Annotated in this window: 18 protein-coding genes and 1 tRNA gene; 9 read left to right on the top strand and 10 right to left on the bottom strand. The window is 71.2% G+C overall.

What is annotated here, in order from left to right:
- The first annotated feature begins 5 nt into the window (after positions 1 to 5).
- Positions 6 to 506 carry a roadblock/LC7 domain-containing protein gene (locus tag ACZ7HQ_RS21505; protein WP_470992282.1) on the top strand — a complete coding sequence of 167 codons (501 nt, stop codon included), beginning with the start codon at positions 6 to 8 and terminating at the stop codon, positions 504 to 506.
- A gap of 29 nt (positions 507 to 535) precedes the next feature.
- Positions 536 to 910 carry a roadblock/LC7 domain-containing protein gene (locus ACZ7HQ_RS21500; protein WP_470992044.1) on the top strand — a complete coding sequence of 125 codons (375 nt, stop codon included), beginning with the start codon at positions 536 to 538 and terminating at the stop codon, positions 908 to 910.
- On the opposite strand, the gene ACZ7HQ_RS21495 is transcribed toward ACZ7HQ_RS21500, so the two are convergent.
- From ACZ7HQ_RS21495 to ACZ7HQ_RS21485, 3 genes are all read right to left on the bottom strand, one after another.
- Positions 907 to 1,512 (bottom strand): hypothetical protein, encoded by a 606-nt coding sequence (locus tag ACZ7HQ_RS21495; protein WP_470992041.1) that lies wholly within the window; start codon positions 1,510 to 1,512, stop codon positions 907 to 909. The two genes, ACZ7HQ_RS21500 and ACZ7HQ_RS21495, sit on opposite strands and share 4 nt — an antisense overlap.
- A gap of 102 nt (positions 1,513 to 1,614) precedes the next feature.
- Positions 1,615 to 2,511: a MurR/RpiR family transcriptional regulator gene (locus tag ACZ7HQ_RS21490; protein WP_470992038.1), complete on the bottom strand. Its 897-nt coding sequence runs from the start codon at positions 2,509 to 2,511 to the stop codon at positions 1,615 to 1,617.
- Positions 2,508 to 4,025, bottom strand: a complete 1,518-nt coding sequence (locus ACZ7HQ_RS21485; RefSeq protein WP_470992035.1) for an aromatic amino acid ammonia-lyase — start codon at positions 4,023 to 4,025, stop codon at positions 2,508 to 2,510. The genes ACZ7HQ_RS21490 and ACZ7HQ_RS21485 overlap by 4 nt, the downstream gene beginning before the upstream one ends.
- 224 nt (positions 4,026 to 4,249) lie before the next feature.
- Between ACZ7HQ_RS21485 and ACZ7HQ_RS21480 the strand changes: the two genes are divergently transcribed.
- Positions 4,250 to 4,690, top strand: a complete 441-nt coding sequence (locus ACZ7HQ_RS21480; RefSeq protein WP_470992033.1) for a hypothetical protein — start codon at positions 4,250 to 4,252, stop codon at positions 4,688 to 4,690.
- Positions 4,691 to 5,048: 358 nt separating this feature from the next.
- Here the strand turns inward: ACZ7HQ_RS21480 and ACZ7HQ_RS21475 are convergent, their stop codons facing one another.
- Positions 5,049 to 6,437 (bottom strand): cystathionine beta-synthase, encoded by a 1,389-nt coding sequence (locus ACZ7HQ_RS21475; protein ID WP_470992030.1) that lies wholly within the window; start codon positions 6,435 to 6,437, stop codon positions 5,049 to 5,051.
- 157 nt (positions 6,438 to 6,594) lie between these two features.
- Between ACZ7HQ_RS21475 and ACZ7HQ_RS21470 the strand changes: the two genes are divergently transcribed.
- The 3 genes from ACZ7HQ_RS21470 to ACZ7HQ_RS21460 all read left to right on the top strand — a co-directional run bounded on the left by ACZ7HQ_RS21470 (position 6,595) and on the right by ACZ7HQ_RS21460 (position 10,075).
- A complete protein-coding gene (locus tag ACZ7HQ_RS21470; RefSeq protein ID WP_470992027.1) occupies positions 6,595 to 7,614 on the top strand; it encodes an SGNH/GDSL hydrolase family protein in 1,020 nt (339 codons plus the stop codon).
- A gap of 165 nt (positions 7,615 to 7,779) precedes the next feature.
- On the top strand, positions 7,780 to 9,000 hold the full coding sequence (locus tag ACZ7HQ_RS21465) for an acetyl-CoA C-acetyltransferase (RefSeq protein ID WP_470992024.1): 1,221 nt from the start codon (positions 7,780 to 7,782) through the stop codon (positions 8,998 to 9,000).
- 283 nt (positions 9,001 to 9,283) lie between these two features.
- Positions 9,284 to 10,075 carry a hypothetical protein gene (locus ACZ7HQ_RS21460; RefSeq protein WP_470992021.1) on the top strand — a complete coding sequence of 264 codons (792 nt, stop codon included), beginning with the start codon at positions 9,284 to 9,286 and terminating at the stop codon, positions 10,073 to 10,075.
- Positions 10,076 to 10,105: 30 nt separating this feature from the next.
- Here the strand turns inward: ACZ7HQ_RS21460 and ACZ7HQ_RS21455 are convergent, their stop codons facing one another.
- The gene (locus tag ACZ7HQ_RS21455) at positions 10,106 to 10,417 is read right to left on the bottom strand and encodes a hypothetical protein (protein ID WP_470992017.1); all 312 of its coding nucleotides are present in this window, start codon (positions 10,415 to 10,417) and stop codon (positions 10,106 to 10,108) included.
- A gap of 99 nt (positions 10,418 to 10,516) precedes the next feature.
- Here ACZ7HQ_RS21455 and ACZ7HQ_RS21450 point away from each other — a divergent pair, with 99 nt between their 5' ends.
- Positions 10,517 to 10,747, top strand: coding sequence for a DUF4287 domain-containing protein (locus ACZ7HQ_RS21450; protein ID WP_020940491.1), 231 nt, complete (start codon positions 10,517 to 10,519; stop codon positions 10,745 to 10,747).
- Between the two features lie 58 nt (positions 10,748 to 10,805).
- Here ACZ7HQ_RS21450 and ACZ7HQ_RS21445 read toward each other — a convergent pair whose 3' ends face one another.
- The 3 genes from ACZ7HQ_RS21445 to ACZ7HQ_RS21435 form a co-directional block, all read right to left on the bottom strand.
- Positions 10,806 to 11,672: a Bax inhibitor-1/YccA family protein gene (locus tag ACZ7HQ_RS21445; RefSeq protein ID WP_470992015.1), complete on the bottom strand. Its 867-nt coding sequence runs from the start codon at positions 11,670 to 11,672 to the stop codon at positions 10,806 to 10,808.
- Between the two features lie 183 nt (positions 11,673 to 11,855).
- Positions 11,856 to 13,031: a 4-hydroxybenzoate 3-monooxygenase gene (locus tag ACZ7HQ_RS21440; RefSeq protein ID WP_470992013.1), complete on the bottom strand. Its 1,176-nt coding sequence runs from the start codon at positions 13,029 to 13,031 to the stop codon at positions 11,856 to 11,858.
- Between the two features lie 132 nt (positions 13,032 to 13,163).
- Positions 13,164 to 13,250: transfer RNA gene (locus ACZ7HQ_RS21435), tRNA-Leu, on the bottom strand.
- A gap of 414 nt (positions 13,251 to 13,664) precedes the next feature.
- Between ACZ7HQ_RS21435 and ACZ7HQ_RS21430 the strand changes: the two genes are divergently transcribed.
- Both ACZ7HQ_RS21430 and ACZ7HQ_RS21425 read left to right on the top strand, forming a co-directional pair.
- On the top strand, positions 13,665 to 14,435 hold the full coding sequence (locus ACZ7HQ_RS21430; RefSeq protein WP_470992010.1) for an ABC transporter ATP-binding protein: 771 nt from the start codon (positions 13,665 to 13,667) through the stop codon (positions 14,433 to 14,435).
- Positions 14,435 to 16,963 (top strand): ABC transporter permease, encoded by a 2,529-nt coding sequence (locus ACZ7HQ_RS21425; protein ID WP_470992007.1) that lies wholly within the window; start codon positions 14,435 to 14,437, stop codon positions 16,961 to 16,963. The genes ACZ7HQ_RS21430 and ACZ7HQ_RS21425 overlap by 1 nt, the downstream gene beginning before the upstream one ends.
- Before the next feature lie 81 nt (positions 16,964 to 17,044).
- Here the strand turns inward: ACZ7HQ_RS21425 and ACZ7HQ_RS21420 are convergent, their stop codons facing one another.
- Both ACZ7HQ_RS21420 and ACZ7HQ_RS21415 read right to left on the bottom strand, forming a co-directional pair.
- Positions 17,045 to 18,337 (bottom strand): class I SAM-dependent methyltransferase, encoded by a 1,293-nt coding sequence (locus ACZ7HQ_RS21420; RefSeq protein WP_470992004.1) that lies wholly within the window; start codon positions 18,335 to 18,337, stop codon positions 17,045 to 17,047.
- A gap of 200 nt (positions 18,338 to 18,537) precedes the next feature.
- Positions 18,538 to 19,917: an NAD(P)/FAD-dependent oxidoreductase gene (locus ACZ7HQ_RS21415; RefSeq protein WP_470992001.1), complete on the bottom strand. Its 1,380-nt coding sequence runs from the start codon at positions 19,915 to 19,917 to the stop codon at positions 18,538 to 18,540.
- Between the last annotated feature and the right edge of the window lie 350 nt (positions 19,918 to 20,267).

Here is a 20,267-nt window from a genome sequence, read left to right as displayed (position 1 = left end):
AGCTGATCGTGTCCGAGGAGGACCTTCAGGCCGTCCTGGACGAGCTGCACCGGCTGCGCACCCGGGTGCCGCAGCTCACCGGAGCGCTCGCGGCCGGCGTCGACGGTCTCGTCGTCGCCCATGACACCCCCGGCGTCGACCCCGAGGGCCTCTCGGCGCTCACCGCGGCCGCGCTCGGCGTCGCCGTGCGGGTCAGCGACGCCACCGGCAACGGCGGCTTCCGGGAACTGCTGGTGCGCGGCGAGGGCGGCTACGTCGCCACCTACGCGGCCGGCCGCACCGCCGTACTGACCCTGCTCGCCGAGGGCCGGGTCAACGTCGGCCGGCTGCACCTGGAGGGCCGCCGGGCCGGCGCCCGCATCGGGGAACTGCTCGACGCCGCCGACGCGGCCGACGCCGCCGCCCGGGCCGTCCGCCGCACCACCCGGACCGCCCCCGCACGCACCCGCACCGCTCGCGCGCCCCGTGCCACGGCCGCCGAGACACACACCGCAACCGACAGCTGAGACAACCCGACCGTCCCGAAAGGACCACCATGGCCAACACCGAGACCGCGCTGAAGGAAGCCCTCACCTCCATCGAGGGCGCCACCGGCGTCGCGCTCGTCGACTACACCAGCGGGATGGCGCTGGGCACGATGGGCGGCACCAAGAGCTTCGACCTGAACGTGGCCGCGGCGGGGAACACCGACGTGATCCGCGCCAAGATGCGCACGATGGAGATGCTCGGCCTCAAGGGCGAGATCGAGGACATCCTGATCACGCTGACGGACCAGTACCACCTGATCCGCCTGCTCAAGAGCCGCGGCGGCAACGGCCTGTTCCTCTACCTGGTCCTCGACTCCGCCCGCGCCAACCTGGCGATGGCCCGGCACCAGCTGAAGCGGATCGAGGAGGAACTGGAGGTCTAGGGCCTGGCCCGGACCAGCGCCACGGTACGGCGGCGGGCCCCGCCCGGGGCCGCGTCGCCGGCCGCGATGCCCGTACCGCGCAGGCCCTTCACGGCCTTGCCCGCCGGGCCTCCGCCGCGCCGGTCGAGCCAGTCGACGCGCACCCACAGCAGCGTCTCCCCGTCCCGCTCCCGCCGCCCGATCCAGGCGGCCTTGAGCCGCAGCCCGGTGCCCAGCCCGGCCAGCAGCAGGCCGCCGGCCGCGGGCACGGCGAAGGCGGAGCCGAGCGCGACGGCGAAGGCCGTCAGCAGCCACCAGCGGTGACCCCGGCGCCAGTTGCGCACGGTCACCGCACGGTCCTGCAGCACGTCGTACCTGCCCGCGCGGGACGCGCCGCGGGCGAGGGCGCCGTACCGCCCGCGTCGTACGAGCGCCACGGCGGCCGCGCCCACGAGGAACAGCGCGGCCCCGGCGAGCACCCCGGTCCGGCGCCCGGTGACCCCCTGCGGCAGCACACCGATACCGGCGGCGACCACCCCGGACCACCACAGCGGGGCGGCCCCCGCCCGTACGACTACGGCCACCCGGGCCAGGCCCTGTCCTCCGCGTACTCCGCGCGCCACGATCCGCCTCCTCGGTCCGGCACAGTGCTGTCGGCCGGGAACGGTAACGAGCGAACGTGAGACGAGTCTGAGAGCGCCCGCGACAGCGGATCAGCCCCCGGATCACTCCACGAAGAGCCCCCGGGCCGCCGCCTTCGCGTCGAACTCCTCCAGCCGGGCCTGCGCCTCGGGCAGGCCGTCGCAGACCGCCTCCAGCAGCACCCGCCCGAGCAGCATCGGCGCGCACGCCGTGTCGAAGGCGAGGCCGGTCCCCACGGCGGCGGGCAGCAGCAGGTCGGAGTACTTCGCGACCGGTGCGAACGCCGAGTCGGCGACCGTGACCGTGGTCAGGCCCACGTCCTTGGCGTAGGCGAGGGTGTCGACGACCTCGCGCGGATGCCGGGGCAGCGCGAAGCACAGCAGCGCGGAGGCGCCCGCGCGGACGGCGGCGTCGATGCGGTCCTGGATCATCGTGCCGCCCTCGTTGAGCAGCCGGACGTCCGGATGCACCTTGGCGGCGAAGTAGGCGAAGCCGTACGCCTGGGAGGCGGCGGCGCGCAGGCCGAGCACCGGCAGCGGGCGGGAGGCGGCCAGGATCCGGCCGGCCTTCTGCACCGGGCGCGGGTCGGCGAGCAGGTCGGCGAGGTGGCGGAGGTTCTCGATCTCGGCCTCGACGGCCTGCTGGTACTCGTTGAAGGCGCCCGCCTCGGCGGCCGGTTCGGCGGGGACGACCTCGCGCAGGTGCCTGCGCAGCGCCGGATAGCCGTCGAAGCCGAGCGCGACGGCGAACCGGGTCACCGACGGCTGGCTGACCCCGGCCAGTTCGGCCAGCTCCACGCTGGACAGGAAGGGCACGTCGGCGGCCCGCCGCACCATGCTGTGCGCGATCCGGCGCTGGGTCGGGGTGAGCCGGTGCCCCTCGAAGAGCGCCTGCAGCCGGTTCGCGGGGCTGTCCGTGACGCCGGACGGCGCACCCGGCGTCCCGCCGGAGGCCGCACCGGTACTCCTGTCCACGCTCATGACGCGCTCCCCCTCCAGATGTCCGTGAACCGGTCGAGCAGTGCGGCCGCCGCCGTCACGTCGTCCGTGAGCGGCCGGTCGGCCGGGTCGGCGTCGAGGACCGTCTCGGCGAGCGCGAACGCCCGTCCGACCGGCAGCCCCGGGTCCGGTCGCAGGTCGCGCTGGCGCAGCGCCCGGACGGCGGCGACGAGTTCGCAGCCGACCACCAGACGATACGCACCGCACGCGCGCAGGGTCTGCCGCGCGGCGAGCGAGGCGAAGCTGGCCTGTTCCTCGACGCCCCGGGAGAGTACAGCGTGGCCGAGCGAGGCGGGCGCCGAGAAGGCCCGCAGGTCGCCCAGGGCCGCTCCGGCCGCGTACTCGAGGATCATCACACCGGAGGAGGCCGGCTCGTGGTCGGCGAGGAAGGGGCGCAGCCGGGTGTAGGCGGGCTCGTTGAGCGTGGACAGGCGGGACGTGGACAGCCGGGCCACCTGGGTGAGCGCGAGCCGGAAGTGGTCCAGGGCGAGAGCGAGTTGGGCCTGATAGAAGCCGCCGTGGTGGTAGGCGGCGAGGTCCTCGGGGGAGATGAGCGGATTCTCGGCGGCCGCGTTGATCTCCACGGTGAGGACCTGCTCCAGGGCGTCGGCGGCGTCGTGCGCGGGGCCGTGGATCTGGGGCAGGCAGCGGAAGCCGTAGGGGTCCTGGATCCGGCCGAGCGGCGGGGTCGGCCGGTCGGCGGCGCCGGTCAGCTCGCGCATCCGCCGGGCCACCTCGGTGCTGCCGCGGTGCGGGCGGGCGGCGTGCACGGGGGCGGCGTAGGCCTCGTGGGAGCCGTCGACGGCGAGCAGGGACAGCGCGGCGACGACCTGGGTGGCGCCGACGAGTCCGCGCAGCTCGTGCAGGGCGAGCGCGGACTGGCCGAGGGTGAGGGCGTTGCTGCTGATCAGGGCGAGGGCGTCGTTGTTGTCGAGGGGCTGTGGCTCGGGGGCGTCCGCGCCGCGCCAGGGGTGTTCCCCGGCGAGCGCGAGCCCGACCTGGGCGAGGGCGGCGATGTCGCCGGTGCCGACGGAGCCGAACTCGTTGACGACCGGATGTGCGCCGGTCTCCAGGGCCTCGCACAGCGCCGTGATCACGCCGGGCCTGAGGCCCGCGCCGCCGGCCAGCAGCTGGTTGGCGCGGACGGCGAGCAGCGCGCGCACCTGGCGGGCCGGGAGCTGCTCGCCGATGGCGCCGGCGTGGCTGCGCAGCAGGCGCAGGCCGTGGCCGGCGGCGGCCTCGGTGGGCACGTCCTCGTTCCGGTTGGCGCCGACGCCGGTGGAGCGGCCGTAGACGCGGCCGGTCGCGGCGATCTGCCGGGCGGCGTTCCAGGAGTGCTCCGCGCGTCGCAGCGCGTCGGCCACGGGGACCGGACGCGCGGTGCCGTCGGCCAGGCGGACGACGTCCTCGACGCCGAGTCCGGCTCCGTCCAGGATCACGGTCGCGGATCGTGCGGACGGCATGGACAGCGGCACGTTCACGATGCGAGACGACATCAAGCACACACTCCCCTCAACCCGGACGTCCGATCTTGCTGTGCGGTCATCGGTTACGCCGGATCAACACCGGAGCATGGACAGCCTATTCAGACACCAAGAACTCTGCATGACGTTATACAGCCGGGCAAGGGACATCTCATGATCCAGTTCGACGCCAAGGGCGCTCTGAAGGGGGGTTGTCCCCAGTGCACCGGACATGATCGTTCCCTAGGCTGGAACGTATGAGCACACCGGACACGCCCGGCTCGGACCTGAAGAAGGACCCCGACCTGCGGAAGGAACTCGACGCCACCGTGCGGGCGCGCACGGAACTCGGCGATGACTACGACGCCGCGCTGGTCGACTCCTTCCTGGAGAAGGTCGAGCAGCGGATCGACGACGCGGTGGACCGCCGGGTGCGGCGGCAGCTGGCCGAGCAGCGGATGGAGGGCGCGCGGGGTGCCCGGCGCCCGAAGGACGCCGACACGTGGACGGAGCGCTTCGGGTTCGCCGTGGTCTCGCTGGTCCTCGCCATACCGCTGACCGCCGTCGGCGGCGGCATCGCGGGGACGGCCGGGACGATCGCCACCTGGGTCGGCATCGTCGGCGTCAACTTCGCCCAGGCGGTACGGCTCCATCCCGAGCTGATCAGCGGCCGCCGCCGCGGCGACGGCGAGGACTGACCGTCCGCACTCCCCGGACAGCGGGGGAAAAGATGTGCGCGGGGACCGCCGCACCCCCGTTTCCGGGGGGCGGGACGACGGCGGTCCCCGCGAGGGACGCGGGCCGGGTCAGGGCCGGGCTGCGCGTCCGTGGCGTCCATGGAGGTCCGGGAGCCGCTCCGGAGGTCCTTGGCGCCGTTCGGCGCCGGCCGGGGCGGGGAGCCGCTCCCGCCCTGCCGACACCCACCAATGTGCCGGACGCGTGTTAAGCGGGTGCTGCGCGCACGTGACACGCTCGTACCACTTCCGCGAACCCCGCCCCACGTCAAGCCACACCCGTGAACCCCCAGTTCACCGGGGGTTCGCCGGGGGTGCGCCGCTACTTCCCGCCCTTGGCCAGGAAGGCCAGCAGGTCCTGCCGGCTGACCACGCCGGTCGGCTTGCCCTCGACCAGGACGATCGCCGCGTCGGCCGAGCCGAGCACGGACATCAGGTCGCCGACCGGCTCGCCGGAGCCGACCTGGGGCAGCGGGGCGCACATGTGCTTCTCCAGCGGGTCGTCGAGGGAGGCACGCTTGTTGAACAGGGCGTCCAGCAGCTCGCGTTCCACCACGGACCCGACGACCTCGGCGGCCATCACGTCGGGGTGCCCGGCGCCCGGCTTGACGACGGGCATCTGCGAGACGCCGTACTCGCGCAGCACCTCGATGGCCTGGCCGACAGTCTCCTCCGGGTGCATGTGCACCAGGGAGGGGATGGTGCCGCCCGCCTTGTCGCTCAGGACGTCGGCGACGCGGGCGCTCGGGCCCTCGTCCTCCAGGAAGCCGTAGTCGGCCATCCACTCGTCGTTGAAGATCTTGCTGAGGTAGCCGCGTCCGCTGTCCGGGAGCAGCACGACCACGACGTCGTCCGGTCCGAGCCCTTCGGCGACCCGCAGCGCGGCCACGACCGCCATGCCGCAGGAGCCGCCGACCAGCAGGCCCTCCTCCTTGGCCAGGCGGCGGGTCATCTGGAAGGCGTCCTTGTCGGACACGGCGACGATCTCGTCGGCGACGGTGCGGTCGTAGGCGGTCGGCCAGAAGTCCTCACCGACGCCCTCGATCAGGTACGGCCGGCCGGAGCCGCCGGAGTAGACGGACCCCTCGGGGTCGGCACCGATGATCCTGACCTTGCCGTCGCTGGCGTCCTTCAGGTAGTTGCCGGTGCCGGAGATGGTGCCGCCGGTGCCGACGCCCGCGACGAAGTGGGTGATCTTCCCCTCGGTCTGCTCCCACAGCTCGGGGCCGGTCGAGTGATAGTGCGAGAGCGGGTTGTTGGGGTTGGAGTACTGGTCGGGCTTCCACGCGCCCGGGGTCTCGCGGACGAGCCGGTCGGAGACGTTGTAGTACGAGTCCGGATGCTCGGGGTCCACGGCGGTCGGGCAGACGACCACTTCCGCGCCGTACGCGCGCAGCACGTTGATCTTGTCGGTGGAGACCTTGTCAGGGCAGACGAAGATGCACTTGTAGCCCTTCTGCTGGGCGACGATCGCCAGTCCCACACCGGTGTTGCCGCTGGTCGGCTCGACGATCGTGCCGCCCGGCTTCAACTCCCCGCTCTCCTCGGCGGCCTCGATCATGCGCAGGGCGATGCGGTCCTTCACGGAGCCGCCGGGGTTGAAGTACTCCACCTTGGCCAGGACGGTCGCCTGGATGCCCTTGGTCACGTTGTTGAGCCGCACCAGCGGGGTGTTGCCGACGAGGCTGATCATCGAGTCGTGGAAGTGCACCGTTGTCTCCGGTCGCTGCAAAAGAAGTGTTCGTAGTGGTGCCGCCAGCCTAAGGCCAGCGGTGTGGCGGTGGCGGTCGTTCACTCCCCGTTGAGATTGGCGCACGGGCTGTACGGGGCAAGGAGTGGGTACGGCTACGAGGAGGTGGCGGCGACGCATGACGAGCATGTCGAGGGCGAGAGTGGCCCGGCGCATCGCGGCCGGAGCGGCGTACGGCGGCGGTGGGGCGGGGCTGGTCGGCGCGGCCGCCGTCGGCCTGCTGCTGGCGGAGGTACGGCTGGCCCGGCGCCATGTGGGCAACCACAGCGGCGGCCGGGTGCCGGTGGCCGACGGTGTGTACGGCCACGCGTACGACGTCCCCGGAGAGCCACCCCTGCGTCTGAGCATGCTCGGCGACTCCACGGCGGCCGGACAGGGTGTGCACCGGGCGGGCCAGACACCGGGCGCGCTGCTGGCCTCGGGACTCGCGGCGGTGGCGGAACGCCCCGTGGAACTGCGCAACGTCGCCCTGCCGGGCGCCCAGTCCGACGACCTGGACCGGCAGGTGGCCCAGGTCCTGTCGTCCCCGTCCCCCGTCCCGGACATCTGCGTGATCATGATCGGTGCGAACGACGTGACCCACCGGATGCCGCCGACCCGTTCGGTACGGCACCTGTCGGCGGCGGTACGACGGCTGCGCACGGCCGGCGCGGAGGTGGTGGTCGGAACGTGCCCCGATCTGGGCACCATCGAGCCGGTGCAGCAGCCGCTGCGCTGGCTGGCCCGGCGGGCCTCCCGGCAGCTGGCGGCGGCGCAGACGATCGGGGTCGTGGAGCAGGGCGGCCGCACGGTGTCGCTGGGCGACCTGCTGGGCCCGGAGTTCGAGGCGAACCCACGGGAGCTGTTCGGGCCGGACAACTACCACCCCTCGGCCGAGGGCTACGCGACCGCGGCCATGGCCGTCCTGCCGACGGTGTGCGCGGCGCTGGGCCTGTGGCCGGCGGAGGAGGAACGGCCGGACGTGTCGCGGCGCGAGGGTTTCCTGCCGGTGGCACGGGCCGCCGCGGAAGCCGCGTCCGAGGCGGGCACGGAGGTCACGGCGGCGATGCCGACGGGGGCGCGGGGGCCGTGGGCGTTGCTGAAGCGTCGCCGGCGGCGCCGGGTACCGGAGGCGGAGCCGGCGACTCCGTCGGTCTGACCGGCTCCCCGCCCGCCCGCACCGTGGGGGCCGAATCACCGGAGTGCCAAGCAAGCGCTTAGTAAATTGCGGTCAGTGTCACACCGCGACACCGGTGACCTGGGCCATACGTAGCGGTAACTTCCCAACCGGCCCTGCCTAAACAACCCCGTCACTGGAGCCGTGATGCCCGAAGCCGTCATCGTCTCGACCGCCCGCTCCCCCATCGGCCGCGCCGGCAAGGGTTCCCTCAAGGATCTGCGCCCCGACGACCTGACCGCCACGATCATCCAGGCCGCGCTCGCCAAGGTCCCCGAACTGGACCCCAGGGACATCGACGACCTGATGCTCGGCTGCGGCCTCCCCGGCGGCGAACAGGGTCACAACCTCGGCCGGATCGTCGCCGTGCAGATGGGCATGGACCACCTGCCGGGCTGCACGATCACCCGCTACTGCTCCTCGTCGCTGCAGACCTCCCGCATGGCGCTGCACGCCATCAAGGCCGGCGAGGGCGACGTCTTCATCTCGGCCGGCGTGGAGACCGTCTCCCGCTACGTCAAGGGCAGCTCCGACGGCCTGCCGGACACCCACAACCCGCTGTTCGCCGAGGCCGAGGCCCGTACCGCCGCCGTGGCCGAGTCCGAGGGCTCCACCTGGCACGACCCGCGCGAGGACGGCCTGCTGCCCGACCCGTACATCGCGATGGGCCAGACCGCCGAGAACCTGGCCCGCGCCAAGGGCGTCACCCGCCAGGAGATGGACGAGTTCGGCGTCCGCTCGCAGAATCTCGCCGAGCAGGCCATCAAGAACGGCTTCTGGGAGCGCGAGATCACCCCGGTCACGCTTCCCGACGGCACGGTCGTCAGCAAGGACGACGGCCCCCGCCCGGGCGTCACCCTGGAGGGCGTCCAGGGCCTCAAGCCGGTCTTCCGCCCGGACGGGCTCGTCACCGCCGCCAACTGCTGCCCGCTCAACGACGGCGCCGCCGCCGTCGTCATCATGAGCGACACCAAGGCCCGCGAGCTGGGCCTGACCCCGCTCGCCCGGATCGTGTCCACCGGCGTCTCCGGCCTCTCCCCCGAGATCATGGGCCTCGGCCCGGTCGAGGCGAGCAAGCAGGCGCTGCAGCGCGCCGGACTGACCATCGGCGACATCGACCTGGTCGAGATCAACGAGGCCTTCGCCGCCCAGGTGATCCCCTCCTACCGTGAACTCGGCATCGACCTCGACCGGCTGAACGTCAACGGCGGCGCCATCGCCGTCGGCCACCCCTTCGGCATGACCGGCGCCCGGATCACCGGCACGCTCATCAACTCCCTGCAGTGGCACGACAAGCAGTTCGGCCTGGAGACGATGTGCGTGGGCGGCGGCCAGGGCATGGCGATGGTCATCGAGCGCCTCAGCTGACACACCGTCCGTAGCAGGCCAGGCACAATCCGTCAGGAATCGACCCGGAACCGAGGAAACGCCAAGGTTCCGGGCCTTTTCGTGATCCAATCTCCCCCAGGATGTGACCTATCTCGCTCACCGGGCACATCAGTGCAGGTCGGAGCAGGTCAGCGCGGTACGCGGCGAGACCACGAAGCCAAAGTCCCGTCCGTTTCGTGACGTTACGCACTGACAGCTGGATAGTCCGCCCTTCAAGCTGATGTAGGAAGTCGGGGGTCGACTTTGAACCGGGAGTACGTCAGTGAGCGCCATGCCGATCGCCCTGCTGCTCACCACGGCCGCCACCGGCGCCGTGGGCGTCGCCGTCCTGCGCACCGTTCTGAAGCTGCGCCGCCAGCTCGGTGAGCTGCAGACCCAGCTCGCGCAGAACCAGCCAGCCGCCACGCGCGCGCTGGTGCCGAACGCGCGCAGCGAGTCCGACACCGACCGGATACGCGCCGCCGTCGCCGAGGCGCTCGCCGAGGAGCGGGAGCGCGAGCTGGCCGAGGCGCGTGCCTTCTGGGCCGCTCAGGAAACCCGTGACGCCTCCGACACCCCGACCCTCCTCGGCCTGCCCGACGCCGACCTGTTCCTGCCCCGGCAGACGGACTTCGTCGGCCTGGAGCCGGTGTCCGAGCCGACCGCCGACAGCGACGAGTTCGCCGGGGAGTCCCCGGAGCTGGCCGCGGCCCGGCGCCGTCACCCCTCGCACCCCGACTTCGTCCCGGTGCAGTCCCCTGCGGTGAACGACCACGAGCGCACGGTGACCACGCTGGAGCAGCTGGCCGCCGAGCGCGTCGAGCTCTCCGACGTCCGTCCGGGCCCGCTCGGCACCCTCGACGTCTACGTGTTCGCCGACGGAACCACCCTGTGCATGACCCCGGGCCACCGTGAGACCGCCGAGCGCCTGGCCTCCGCCGTGGAAGCGGGCGAGGCCCCCTACCTGCTGGGCGGCTCCGGCATCTCCGGCGCATACACCCTCACCTTCGCCTACGGCGAGGACGACGGGAACATGGTCTACATCCTGGCCGACAGGGTCATAGCGTCGCTCTGAGGACCTTGTGCCGCAGGTGGCGAAGGGCGCTCAGACCCCCGCCCTGCGACGCGCCTCCTCGACCAGCCGCACCGCCTCGGCGACTTCGGTGTCGCTACGCAGCACCAGCCCCAGGTCATGCGCGGCGACCAGCAGCTGGTCGGCCGCCGCGAACATCCCCGCGTCCGGCATCTCCCGCGGCTCGGCACCGGGCTCCTCAAGCCGCTGGGCGCGCCGGGAGAGCTCCCTCGCGACGGCCAAGGCCTCACCGGCGGCGCCTCGTTGCAGCCGGCTCTGCGGAGCGGCCCGCAACCTGTCGGCGAAGTGATCCACTGCTTGGGTCAGGGGCGTCGTATCAACCACGCGCCGAGACTAGCCTGCCGCACTGTTGCCAACAGGCCAACGCTCAGGCACGGTGACGTGAAGGACCGGCTTACATCCCCTTTGCGTTCGGAGGCGCCGATGTCCCAACTCTTCTCCGAGGAGACCCACCGCAACCTGCTCGCCCGCATTCCCCATTGCACCGGTCGTGAAGTCTCCGACTGGCTGCGCACCGTTGAAGAAGGCCCCGCCCTGTTCCGCTTCGAGGAGAAGGTCAGCTGGCTCCGGCACGAGTACGACCTCGCGTACGGCCACGCGAAGGCGATCGTCCACGAGTACGACCTGAGGAGGGCAGCGCGCAAGCTGCTCTAGACGGCGAAGGGCCCCGGAACGAGTCCGGGGCCCTTTACTGCGCCTGACCAGCCGTCCGCTAGTCGTTGTTGGTGAAGATCGCCACCAGTCGGAGCATCTCCAGGTAGATCCAGACGAGGGTCACGGTGAGGCCGAAGGCGGCCAGCCAGGACTCGTTGCGCGGGGCGCCGTAGGCGATGCCGTCCTCGATCTGCTTGAAGTCGAGGGTCAGGAAGAACGCGCCGAGCAGGATCGCGACGATGCCGACGAGCGCGCCGAGCGGACCGAAGCTGCGCAGACCGCCGTCCTCGGCGACGCCGAACGCGACCAGCAGCAGGTTGACCGCCATGACCACCAGGAACGCCATGGCGATGGCGATGCCGATGCGGGCGTAGCGTGCGGTGACGCGGATCCAGCCGGCCTTGTACACCAGCAGGGTCGCGGCCGAGACGGCCATGGTGCCGAGCACCGCCTGGAACGGGGCGCCGCTCCAGCGGCTGTTGTACATCTCGCTGATGACCCCGAGGAAGACGCCCTCGAAGGCGGCGTACCCGAGGATCAGCGCGGGGGACGGGGTGCGCTTGAAGCTCTGGATCATCGCCAGGACGAGCGCGACGATCGCGGAGCCGACGGCCAGGCCGTAGCTGGTCGTGGTGACCGGCAGCAGCGCCCAGGCGAGGACGGCGCCGACGGCGACGGTGCCGAGCGTGATGGCCGAGCGGACGACGACGTCGTCCATGGTCATCCGGTCGGTGGTGACCGGAGCCTGCGGCGGGGCGCCGGCGCCGTACTGGACGCCCGGCTGTGCGTACGGGTTCTGGGCGTAGGGGTTCTGCGCGTACGGGTTGCCCTGTGCGTACCCGGCCTGCGGTGCGGTGTTGAAGCCGGCGTAGCCGTTGTCGCGGCTGAACCCCCGTCGCGAGAAGACCGGGTTACTGCTCCTCATTTCACTCCTCCATGGCTGCCTTGCGCAGCCTTGGCTCAAGAGTAATGGATTGGCAAAGGACCGACCATGATACCTGAGGAGGATCTTTCCCCTGCCGTGCTGCGCAACACGCTACGTGGACCGGTGATTCCCGGCCACGGCTGATCGCATTCCCTGACGAACCTGGGACCTAACCGATGCGGTCTAACCGAGCGGAAACCCGGTGTACCCCTCGGCCAGGTCGGTCTCGGCCGCACGGGAGGAGGTGATCCGGTCCAGCCGGGCCCGCTGGAGGCGGACGTCGAAGGGCGTGCCGTCCACGGCGGGGTGGAGCATCGTCGTCATGTCGCAGGAGAAGCGTTCGGCCTGCCAGACGCGGCGCAGACAGGTCGCGGAGTAGGAGTCGAGGAGGTCCGTGGAGCCGGTCTCCTGCCGGTGGGTGAGGGCACGGGCGAGGGTGACGACGTCGCCGACGGCGAGGTTCAGCCCCTTGGCGCCGGTCGGCGGGACGATGTGGGCGGCGTCACCGGCGAGGAAGAGCCGGCCGTGGCGCATCGGCTCGTGGACGAAGGACCGCATGGGCGTGACCGACTTCTGGGTGACGGGGCCGCGCCGCAGGCTCCAGCAGTCATCCGTCTCCAGGCGCCGCTCCAGCTCCGCCCAGACCGCGTCGTCGGTCCACTCGCCGGCGTCCGTGCCCGCGGGCACCTGGAGGTAGAGGCGGGACACCGAGGGGGAGCGCATGGAGAGAAGGGCGAAGCCGCGGTCGTGGCGGGCGTAGACGAGTTCGTGGTGCGAGGGCGGGACGTCGGCGAGGATGCCGAGCCAGGCGTAGGGATACGTCCGCTCGAACACGCGGGACACGGCGGCCGGGAAGGCCTCCCGGGCCACGCCCCGGAAGCCGTCGCAGCCGACGGCGTAGTCGCACTCCAGCACGTCCTCGCGGCCCTGGTGCCGGAACCGGATGCGCGGCCGGTCGCCGTCCGCGCCCTCCACCGCCAGCGCCTCCGCCCCGAACAGCAGCGGTCCGCCCTCCTTCAGCTGCAGGGCGATGAGGTCCTTGCAGACCTCGGTCTGGGCGTACACCGTCACCGACCGCCCGCCGGTCAGGGCGGGGAAGTCGACGCGGTGCCGGCGGCGGTCGAAGCGCAGTTCGATGCCGTCGTGCCGCAGGCCCTCCCGGTCCATCCGCTCGCCGGCGCCGGCCGCGCGCAGGACGTCGACCGTGCCCTGCTCCAGGATTCCGGCGCGCTGCCGGTGCTCGACGTAGGAGCGGTCGCGGCTCTCCAGGACGACGGAGTCGATGCCGGCCCGGTGCAGCAGCCGTGCGAGCAGCAGTCCGGCCGGTCCCGCTCCGATGATCCCGACGGTGGTGCGCATCGGCCCTGCCCCTTCCGTCTGTTCGCCTGGTGAAATTCCCTTCACTGGATGCTGGGCCGAGTCTCCGCCGGGGTGCATCCGATGTCAATGAGGAAGGAGCCGCGCGCTGAACCCCTGCCTCGGGGGCGCGGGTGGTGCCCGGAGCCGGACTTGAACCGGCACGCCCGCGAAGGGGCAGCGAGGTTTAAGCTCGCCGTGTCTGCATTCCACCATCCGGGCAGGCCATGGGGCTCCGCTTCGAGGCTCGAGCCTATCGGGACGCGTCCCCCGAACAGCGGACGAGCGGACCGATGTTGTCTTATTTTATTGACGTCTGAGGGTGCATCAGCCCAGGGAACGGGCCATCCGCACTTGCCAACAGCGTGGCGTGACGGATGTACGCGCGTACGCGAAATGACGGAATTTCACCGTCCGAACGAGGGTGTTCCACCCGTTCTCGACATCCTTCGGCACCCGTCCGGCCGCGCCCCTTCTCAGGGTCGCCCGTCCTCCCCAGGTATGACTCGGCGTCCGGCCGTCCGACCCGAGTCGCCCCCAGGAACCGGAACAGCGACTGACTACACGCGCCCCGGACGCCGAGACGATGGAGCGGTCCCCATGGAACACACGCCGTCCCGACAGGAGCACCTTCCCGTGACCACCACACCCACCGCCGGCCGGACCACCGCCGTGGCCGCACGCGCCACGGAGCTGTCGAAGATCTACGGGCAGGGTGAGACCCGGGTGGTCGCCCTGGACCGGGTCTCCGTCGACTTCCGGCAGGCCGAGTTCACCGCGATCATGGGTCCGTCCGGCTCCGGCAAGTCCACGCTGATGCACTGCGTGGCCGGCCTCGACACCTTCTCCTCCGGGTCCGTGCGCATCGGCGACACCGAGCTGGGCTCCCTGAAGGACAAGCAGCTCACCAAGCTGCGCCGGGACAAGATCGGCTTCATCTTCCAGGCGTTCAACCTGCTGCCGACGCTGACGGCCCAGGAGAACATCACCCTCCCGATGGACATCGCGGGCCGAAAGGCCGACAGGGCGTGGCTGGACCAGGTCATCCAGATGGTGGGGCTGTCCGGGCGGCTCAGCCACCGGCCCTCGCAGCTCTCCGGCGGTCAGCAGCAGCGTGTGGCCGTCGCCCGCGCCCTCGCCTCCAAGCCCGACATCATCTTCGGTGACGAGCCCACCGGAAACCTCGACTCGCGCTCCGGCGCCGAGGTGCTGGGCTTCCTGCGCAACTCCGTGCGCGAACTCGGCCAGACCGTCGTGATGGTGACCCACGACCCGGTCGCCGCCGCCTACGCCGACCGCGTGATCTTCCTCGCGGACGGCCGGGTCGTCGACGAGATGCACGCCCCCACGGCCGACTCCGTCCTCGACCTCATGAAGCAGTTCGACGCGAAGGGCCGTACCAGCTGATGTTCCGCACCGCCCTGCGCAACGTCCTCGCGCACAAGGCCCGGCTGCTGATGACCGTGCTCGCCGTCATGCTCGGCGTGGCCTTCGTCTCCGGGACGCTCGTCTTCACCAACACCATCTCCGACGCCTACCAGAAGAGCTCCGCCAAGGGCTTCGACCACGTCGACGTCGCCGTACGGCCCGGGTACCAGGACTCCACGGGCGACAAGGTCGGCAGGACGGCCGACCTGACCCGGGCCATGCTGGACAAGGCCGGCAAGGTCCCCGGCGCCGCCTCCGCGACCGGTGTCGTCAGCGGTTTCACGGCCGTCGCCGACCAGGACGGCAAGCTGGTCGGCGGCGACTGGCAGTCCGCGGGCGGCAACTACTGGGGCGCCAAGGACGCCCGGTACCCGCTGGTCGGCGGCCACGCCCCGCACGGCGCGGACGAGGTGCTGCTCGACTCCAAGACCGCGAAGCGGGCCGGCTACGAGGTCGGTGACACCGTGCGCCTGTCGGTGAACGGCCCGGTCCTCACCCCGACCCTCGCCGGCATCTTCACCACCGACGACGGCAACGTGTCCGCGGGCGGCAGCCTGGCCCTGTTCGACACGCCGACGGCGCAGAAGCTGTTCGGCAAGAAGGGCACCTACGACGAGATCGACGTCAGGGCCGCGCCCGGCACCAGCCAGTCCGCGCTCAAGGCCGAGCTGGACAAGGCCCTGCCGTCCCACCTGGTGGAGACCATCACCGGCAAGCAGCTCGCCGACGACCAGGCGAAGCAGATCGCGGACTCGATGAGCAGCCTGAAGCAGAGCCTGCTGGTGTTCGCCGGTATCGCGCTGTTCGTCGGCACGTTCATCATCGCCAACACCTTCACCATGCTGGTCGCCCAGCGCACCCGGGAACTGGCCCTGCTGCGTGCGGTCGGCGCCTCCCGCCGCCAGGTGACCCGCTCGGTGCTCATCGAGGCGTTCGCGGTCGGCGCGGTCGCCGGTGTGACGGGGCTCGCCGCCGGTATCGGCATCGGCGCGGGCCTCAGGGCCCTGCTGGGCTCCTTCGGCGCGAGCGTGCCGGACGGACCGCTGGCGATCAGCCCCGGCACCGTGGTGACCGCCCTCGCGGTCGGCATCCTCATCACCATGCTGGCCGCCTGGCTGCCCGGCCGCCGGGCCGCGAAGATCCCGCCGGTGGCGGCGATGAGCAGCGTCCACGCCAAGGCCACCACGAAGTCGCTGGTGCTGCGCAACACGCTCGGCGCGCTGTTCGCGGCGGCCGGTGTCGCGGTGGTCCTCGCGACCACGTCCATGGACGCCGACTCGGCGCAGGGCCCGATGGGCATCGGCGCCGTCCTGCTGATCACCGGCGTGTTCATCCTGACCCCGCTGCTGTCCCGCCCGCTGATCGCGGCCGCCGCCCCGGTCATGCGCGCCTTCGGGGTCTCGGGCAAGCTGGCCCGGCAGAACTCGGTGCGCAACCCGCGCCGTACGGCGGCCACCGCCTCCGCGCTGATGATCGGCCTGACGCTGATCACCGGCATGACGGTGATGGCGGGCAGCCTGCAGACCGCCATCGACAAGATGGCCAGCTCGTCGCTGCGCGCGGACTACGTCGTCTCGATGACCAACGGCGACCCGCTCTCCCCCGACGTGGCGGCGAAGCTCGCCTCGACCGACGGCGTGACCGCCAGCAGCCCCGTGCGCCGCGCCGTCTCCCGGATCGACGGCTCCAGCGAGCTGCTGACCGGCGTCAACGGCTCGGCGATCGGCGCACTGACCCATCTGGAGACGAAGCAGGGCACCTTCGAGGTGAGCGGCTCCCGGGTCGCCGTGGACGAGGACACCGCCAAGGCGCACGGCTGGAGGGCCGGCTCGGTCTTCACCGTGCACTACGAGGACGGCAAGCGGCAGAAGCTGACGGTCGCCGGCGTCTACCGGGGCAACGAGATGTTCAAGGAGATCCTGGTCGACAACAAGGCCCTCACTCCGCACCTGAGCCACCCGGCCGACAGCGACGTCATGGTCAAGACCGCGGGCGGCACCTCCAGCGCCACCAAGGACAAGCTGGTCAAGGCCCTCGACTCCAACCCGGCCATCAGGGTCCAGGACAAGCAGGACATCTCCAACGCCATCGCGAAGACGTTCACGCTGATGCTGAACATGCTCTACGGCCTGCTCGGCATGGCGGTGATCGTCGCGGTCCTCGGGGTCATCAACACCCTGGCCATGTCGGTCTTCGAGCGCTCCCAGGAGATCGGCATGCTGCGTGCGATCGGCCTGGACCGCCGGGCGGTCAAGCGGATGGTGCGCCTGGAGTCCCTGGTGATCTCGCTGTTCGGCGGGGTGCTCGGCATCGGCCTGGGGGTGTTCTTCGGCTGGGCGGCCGGTCAGCTGCTGGGCACGAAGATGCCGACGTACGAACTGGTCCTGCCCTGGGGCCGGATGGCGGTCTTCCTGCTGCTGGCGGGTCTGGTCGGCATCCTGGCCGCCCTGTGGCCGGCCCGGCGCGCGGCCAGGCTGAACATGCTGGCGGCGATCAAGGCCGAGTAGCCGTACGACGGTCAGGGCCCCCGTTCCGGTCGCGGAACGGGGGCCCTTGCCGTGTCGGCCGGGTCGGCCCTGTCGGCCGGGTCAGCCGTGCCAGGTGCGCGGGCGCAGCGGCAGGCCGGAGGCGCCGGAATCCGGGGTACGGATCGCCAGGACCTGGTTGACGCCGATCCGGTTGCGTTCGAAGGCCAGCGCGCAGGCGGCCATGTACAGCCGCCAGACGCGGGCCCGGCCGGGGCTGGTCAGACGGACGGCGCGGCCCCAGTCCGCCTCCAGGTTGGTGACCCAGCGGCGCAGGGTGCGGGCGTAGTGCTCGCGGATCGACTCCACGTCCCGCACCTCGAACCCGGCGCTCTCCAGCTGGGTGACCGTGGTGCCGATGGGGGCGAGTTCGCCGTCGGGGAAGACGTACGCGTCGATGAACTCGTCTACCTCGTAGGCCGATTCGTCGCGCCGCGGGCGTCGGGCGATCTGGTGGTTGAGCAGCCGGCCACCGGGTGTGAGCAGACCGTACAGCTGCTGCGCGTACTCCAGGTACCGCTCGGCACCGACGTGTTCGGCCATGCCGATGGAGGAGATCGCGTCGAAGGGGCCGTCCCGGACGTCCCGGTAGTCCTGGACCCGGATCTCCACCCTGTCGGTCAGCCCCTCGTCGGCGACGCGCTTACGGGCGTAGGCGGCCTGCTCCTGCGACAGCGTGATCCCGACGACGCTCACGCCGTGCTCGCGGGCCGCGTGGACGGCCATCGAACCCCAGCCGCAGCCGACGTCCAGCAGTCGCTGACCGTCTTTCAGGCCCAGCTTGGCGCAGACGAGTTCGAGCTTGTCGCGCTGGGCGGTCTCCAGGCTGCCGGTGTCCTCCCAGTACGCACAGGAGTACACCATCGACGGGCCGAGGACGAGCTCGTAGAAGTCGTTGCCGACGTCGTAGTGGTGGCTGATGGCCCGCTTGTCGGTGTGCCGGGTGTGCAGGTGCCGGCGCGGTCTGCGGACCTCCTCGCGCGGTGGGGCGGGCGGGATCGGGGGCCCCGCCAGCTTCAGCAACTCCCGGACGGCGGCCCGTACGGCGGGGTCACGCAGGGCCTCGGCCGGCCCCCGGGCGTCCTCGCCCCGCTCCCACACCAGGCCCGTCATCACGTCGAGCACGGTGTACAGGTCCCCCTCGATGCCCAGGTCGCCGGAGACCCAGGCGCGGACGAGGCCCAGCTCGCCCGGCTTGAACAACATGCGGCGCAGGGCGCGGCGGTTGCGCAGGACGAGCGCAGGCGCGCCCGGCGGCCCCGCCTGTGATCCGTCCCAGGCCCGCAGCCGGACCGGGAGCGGGGCTCCCAGCAGCTGCTCGGCAAGACTCCTCAGCCGCGACGCGGCGTCGGCCATGGCGCACACCTCCAAGACGACGATCCCGGATGCCGGTAACCACGTAAACACCGTCTGCAGTTCCGCACAGTCCCGCAAAGGAGTTACAACTGAGCAAAACCGTTGTATCGGCCACGCACATGATGGTCCGGGAACGCCGAAGGACCTCCCGCACCACGGATGGCAGGAGGTCCTTCGGGTGTTTCAGCGACCGTCAAAGGTCAGGAGGCCTTGGCCTTCTCCTCGGTCTTGGCGGCGGCCACCGGGGCCGGCTTGGCGGCCTCGTAGAACTCCTCGCGCGGGTTCTCCATGGCGCCCAGGGAGACGACCTCGCGCTTGAGGAACATGCCGAGCGTCCAGTCGGCGAAGACGCGGATCTTGCGGTTCCAGGTCGGCATCGCCATGCCGTGGTAGCCACGGTGCATGTACCAGGCGAGGCGGCCCTTGAGCTTGATCTTCATCTTGCCCATGACGATCATCGCCACGCCCTTGTGCAGGCCGAGACCGGCGACCGCACCCTTGTTGGCGTGCTCGTACTCCTTCTGCGGGAAGCCCCGCACACCGGAGATCACGTTGTCGCCGAGGACGCGGGCCTGGCGCAGCGCGTGCTGGGCGTTCGGCGGGCACCAGGCGTTCTCGTTGCCCGCCTTGCGGCCGACGAGGTCCGGGACCTGTGCGTTGTCGCCGGCGGCCCAGATGTAGTCCGTGCCCTTGACCTGGAGCGTGGGCTCGCAGTCGACGTGGCCGCGCGGGCCGAGCGGCAGACCGAAGCGGGCGAGGGCCGGGTTCGGCTTGACGCCGGCGGTCCACACGATCGTGTTGGAGTCGACCTCGAGGCCGTTCTTCAGCACGACGTGGCCGTCCACGCAGGAGTCCATGGAGGTGGAGAGGTAGATCTCCACACCGCGGCCCTCGAGGTGCTCCTTGCCGTACTGGCCGAGCTTGGGACCGACCTCGGGCAGGATCTTGTCGGCGGCGTCGACGAGGATGAAGCGCATGTCGTCGCGGGACACGTTCTTGTAGTACTTGGCCGCGTCCCGGGCCATGTCCTCGACCTCGCCGATGGTCTCCGCGCCCGCGAAGCCACCGCCGATGAAGACGAAGGTGAGCGCCTTGCGGCGGATCTCCTCGTCGTTGGTCGAGTCGGCCTTGTCGAGCTGCTCGAGGACGTGGTTGCGCAGGCCGATGGACTCCTCGATGCCCTTCATGCCGATGCCCTGCTCGGCGAGGCCGGGGATCGGGAAGGTGCGGGAGACCGCGCCCATCGCGATGACGAGGTAGTCGAAGGGCAGCTCGTACGCCTCGCCCACCAGCGGGGCGATCGTGGCGACCTTGCGGTCCTGGTCGATGGTGGTGACCCGACCGGTGAGGACCTCCGCCTTCGGCAGCACGCGCCGCAGCGGGACGACGACATGGCGAGGGGAGATGTTGCCGGCGGCGGCTTCGGGGAGGAAGGGCTGGTAGGTCATGTACGACCGGGGGTCGACGACCGTGACGGTCGCCTCGCCGTAGCGCATCTTCTTGAGAATGCGCCGAGCTGCGTACAGGCCTACGTACCCACCGCCTACTACGAGGATCCTGGGACGCTCCGTGGTGCTCATGCCATCGAGTATCCACCTGCTCCGGAGGGGTCGCTCGTGCGCCCCTTCACAAGGTCCGACAGGCCCTGTGCTACACTCCGCGACTCGCGTGACGCAGGTCATGGCGGGCGAAGGGAACCGCAGCACCCCCGGGGCCGTTGTCAATGCCGCGTGAGCTGCCTCTCTCGAGCGCGAACCGGCGTGTGAGCCGTTCGCAACACCCTCGTCGACACGCGATCCGCAGGTGCCCCACACCCCCTATCTGAACATGTTCAACGGCCTCTTCGCCCCCCGGAAGGGCCAACGGACACTCTTCCGCACCCCGACCGGGCCGAATTCCTTGTGAAGAACTTCACGAACTTTCCTGACGC

Source organism: Streptomyces sp. NPDC037290 (assembly GCF_055603245.1).
This window is presented reverse-complemented; position numbering and strand designations above follow the sequence as displayed.

What these genes read in the sequence shown, in the direction of transcription:
- ACZ7HQ_RS21500 (WP_470992044.1), top strand. Translation starts at nt 536, where the DNA reads ATGGCCAACACCGAGACCGCGCTGAAGGAAGCCCTCACCTCCATCGAG.
- ACZ7HQ_RS21490 (WP_470992038.1), bottom strand. Translation starts at nt 2,511, where the DNA reads ATGAGCGTGGACAGGAGTACCGGTGCGGCCTCCGGCGGGACGCCGGGT.
- ACZ7HQ_RS21485 (WP_470992035.1), bottom strand. Translation starts at nt 4,025, where the DNA reads ATGTCGTCTCGCATCGTGAACGTGCCGCTGTCCATGCCGTCCGCACGA.
- ACZ7HQ_RS21480 (WP_470992033.1), top strand. Translation starts at nt 4,250, where the DNA reads ATGAGCACACCGGACACGCCCGGCTCGGACCTGAAGAAGGACCCCGAC.
- ACZ7HQ_RS21470 (WP_470992027.1), top strand. Translation starts at nt 6,595, where the DNA reads ATGACGAGCATGTCGAGGGCGAGAGTGGCCCGGCGCATCGCGGCCGGA.
- ACZ7HQ_RS21465 (WP_470992024.1), top strand. Translation starts at nt 7,780, where the DNA reads ATGCCCGAAGCCGTCATCGTCTCGACCGCCCGCTCCCCCATCGGCCGC.
- ACZ7HQ_RS21450 (WP_020940491.1), top strand. Translation starts at nt 10,517, where the DNA reads ATGTCCCAACTCTTCTCCGAGGAGACCCACCGCAACCTGCTCGCCCGC.
- ACZ7HQ_RS21445 (WP_470992015.1), bottom strand. Translation starts at nt 11,672, where the DNA reads ATGAGGAGCAGTAACCCGGTCTTCTCGCGACGGGGGTTCAGCCGCGAC.
- ACZ7HQ_RS21440 (WP_470992013.1), bottom strand. Translation starts at nt 13,031, where the DNA reads ATGCGCACCACCGTCGGGATCATCGGAGCGGGACCGGCCGGACTGCTG.
- ACZ7HQ_RS21425 (WP_470992007.1), top strand. Translation starts at nt 14,435, where the DNA reads ATGTTCCGCACCGCCCTGCGCAACGTCCTCGCGCACAAGGCCCGGCTG.
- ACZ7HQ_RS21420 (WP_470992004.1), bottom strand. Translation starts at nt 18,337, where the DNA reads ATGGCCGACGCCGCGTCGCGGCTGAGGAGTCTTGCCGAGCAGCTGCTG.
- ACZ7HQ_RS21415 (WP_470992001.1), bottom strand. Translation starts at nt 19,917, where the DNA reads ATGAGCACCACGGAGCGTCCCAGGATCCTCGTAGTAGGCGGTGGGTAC.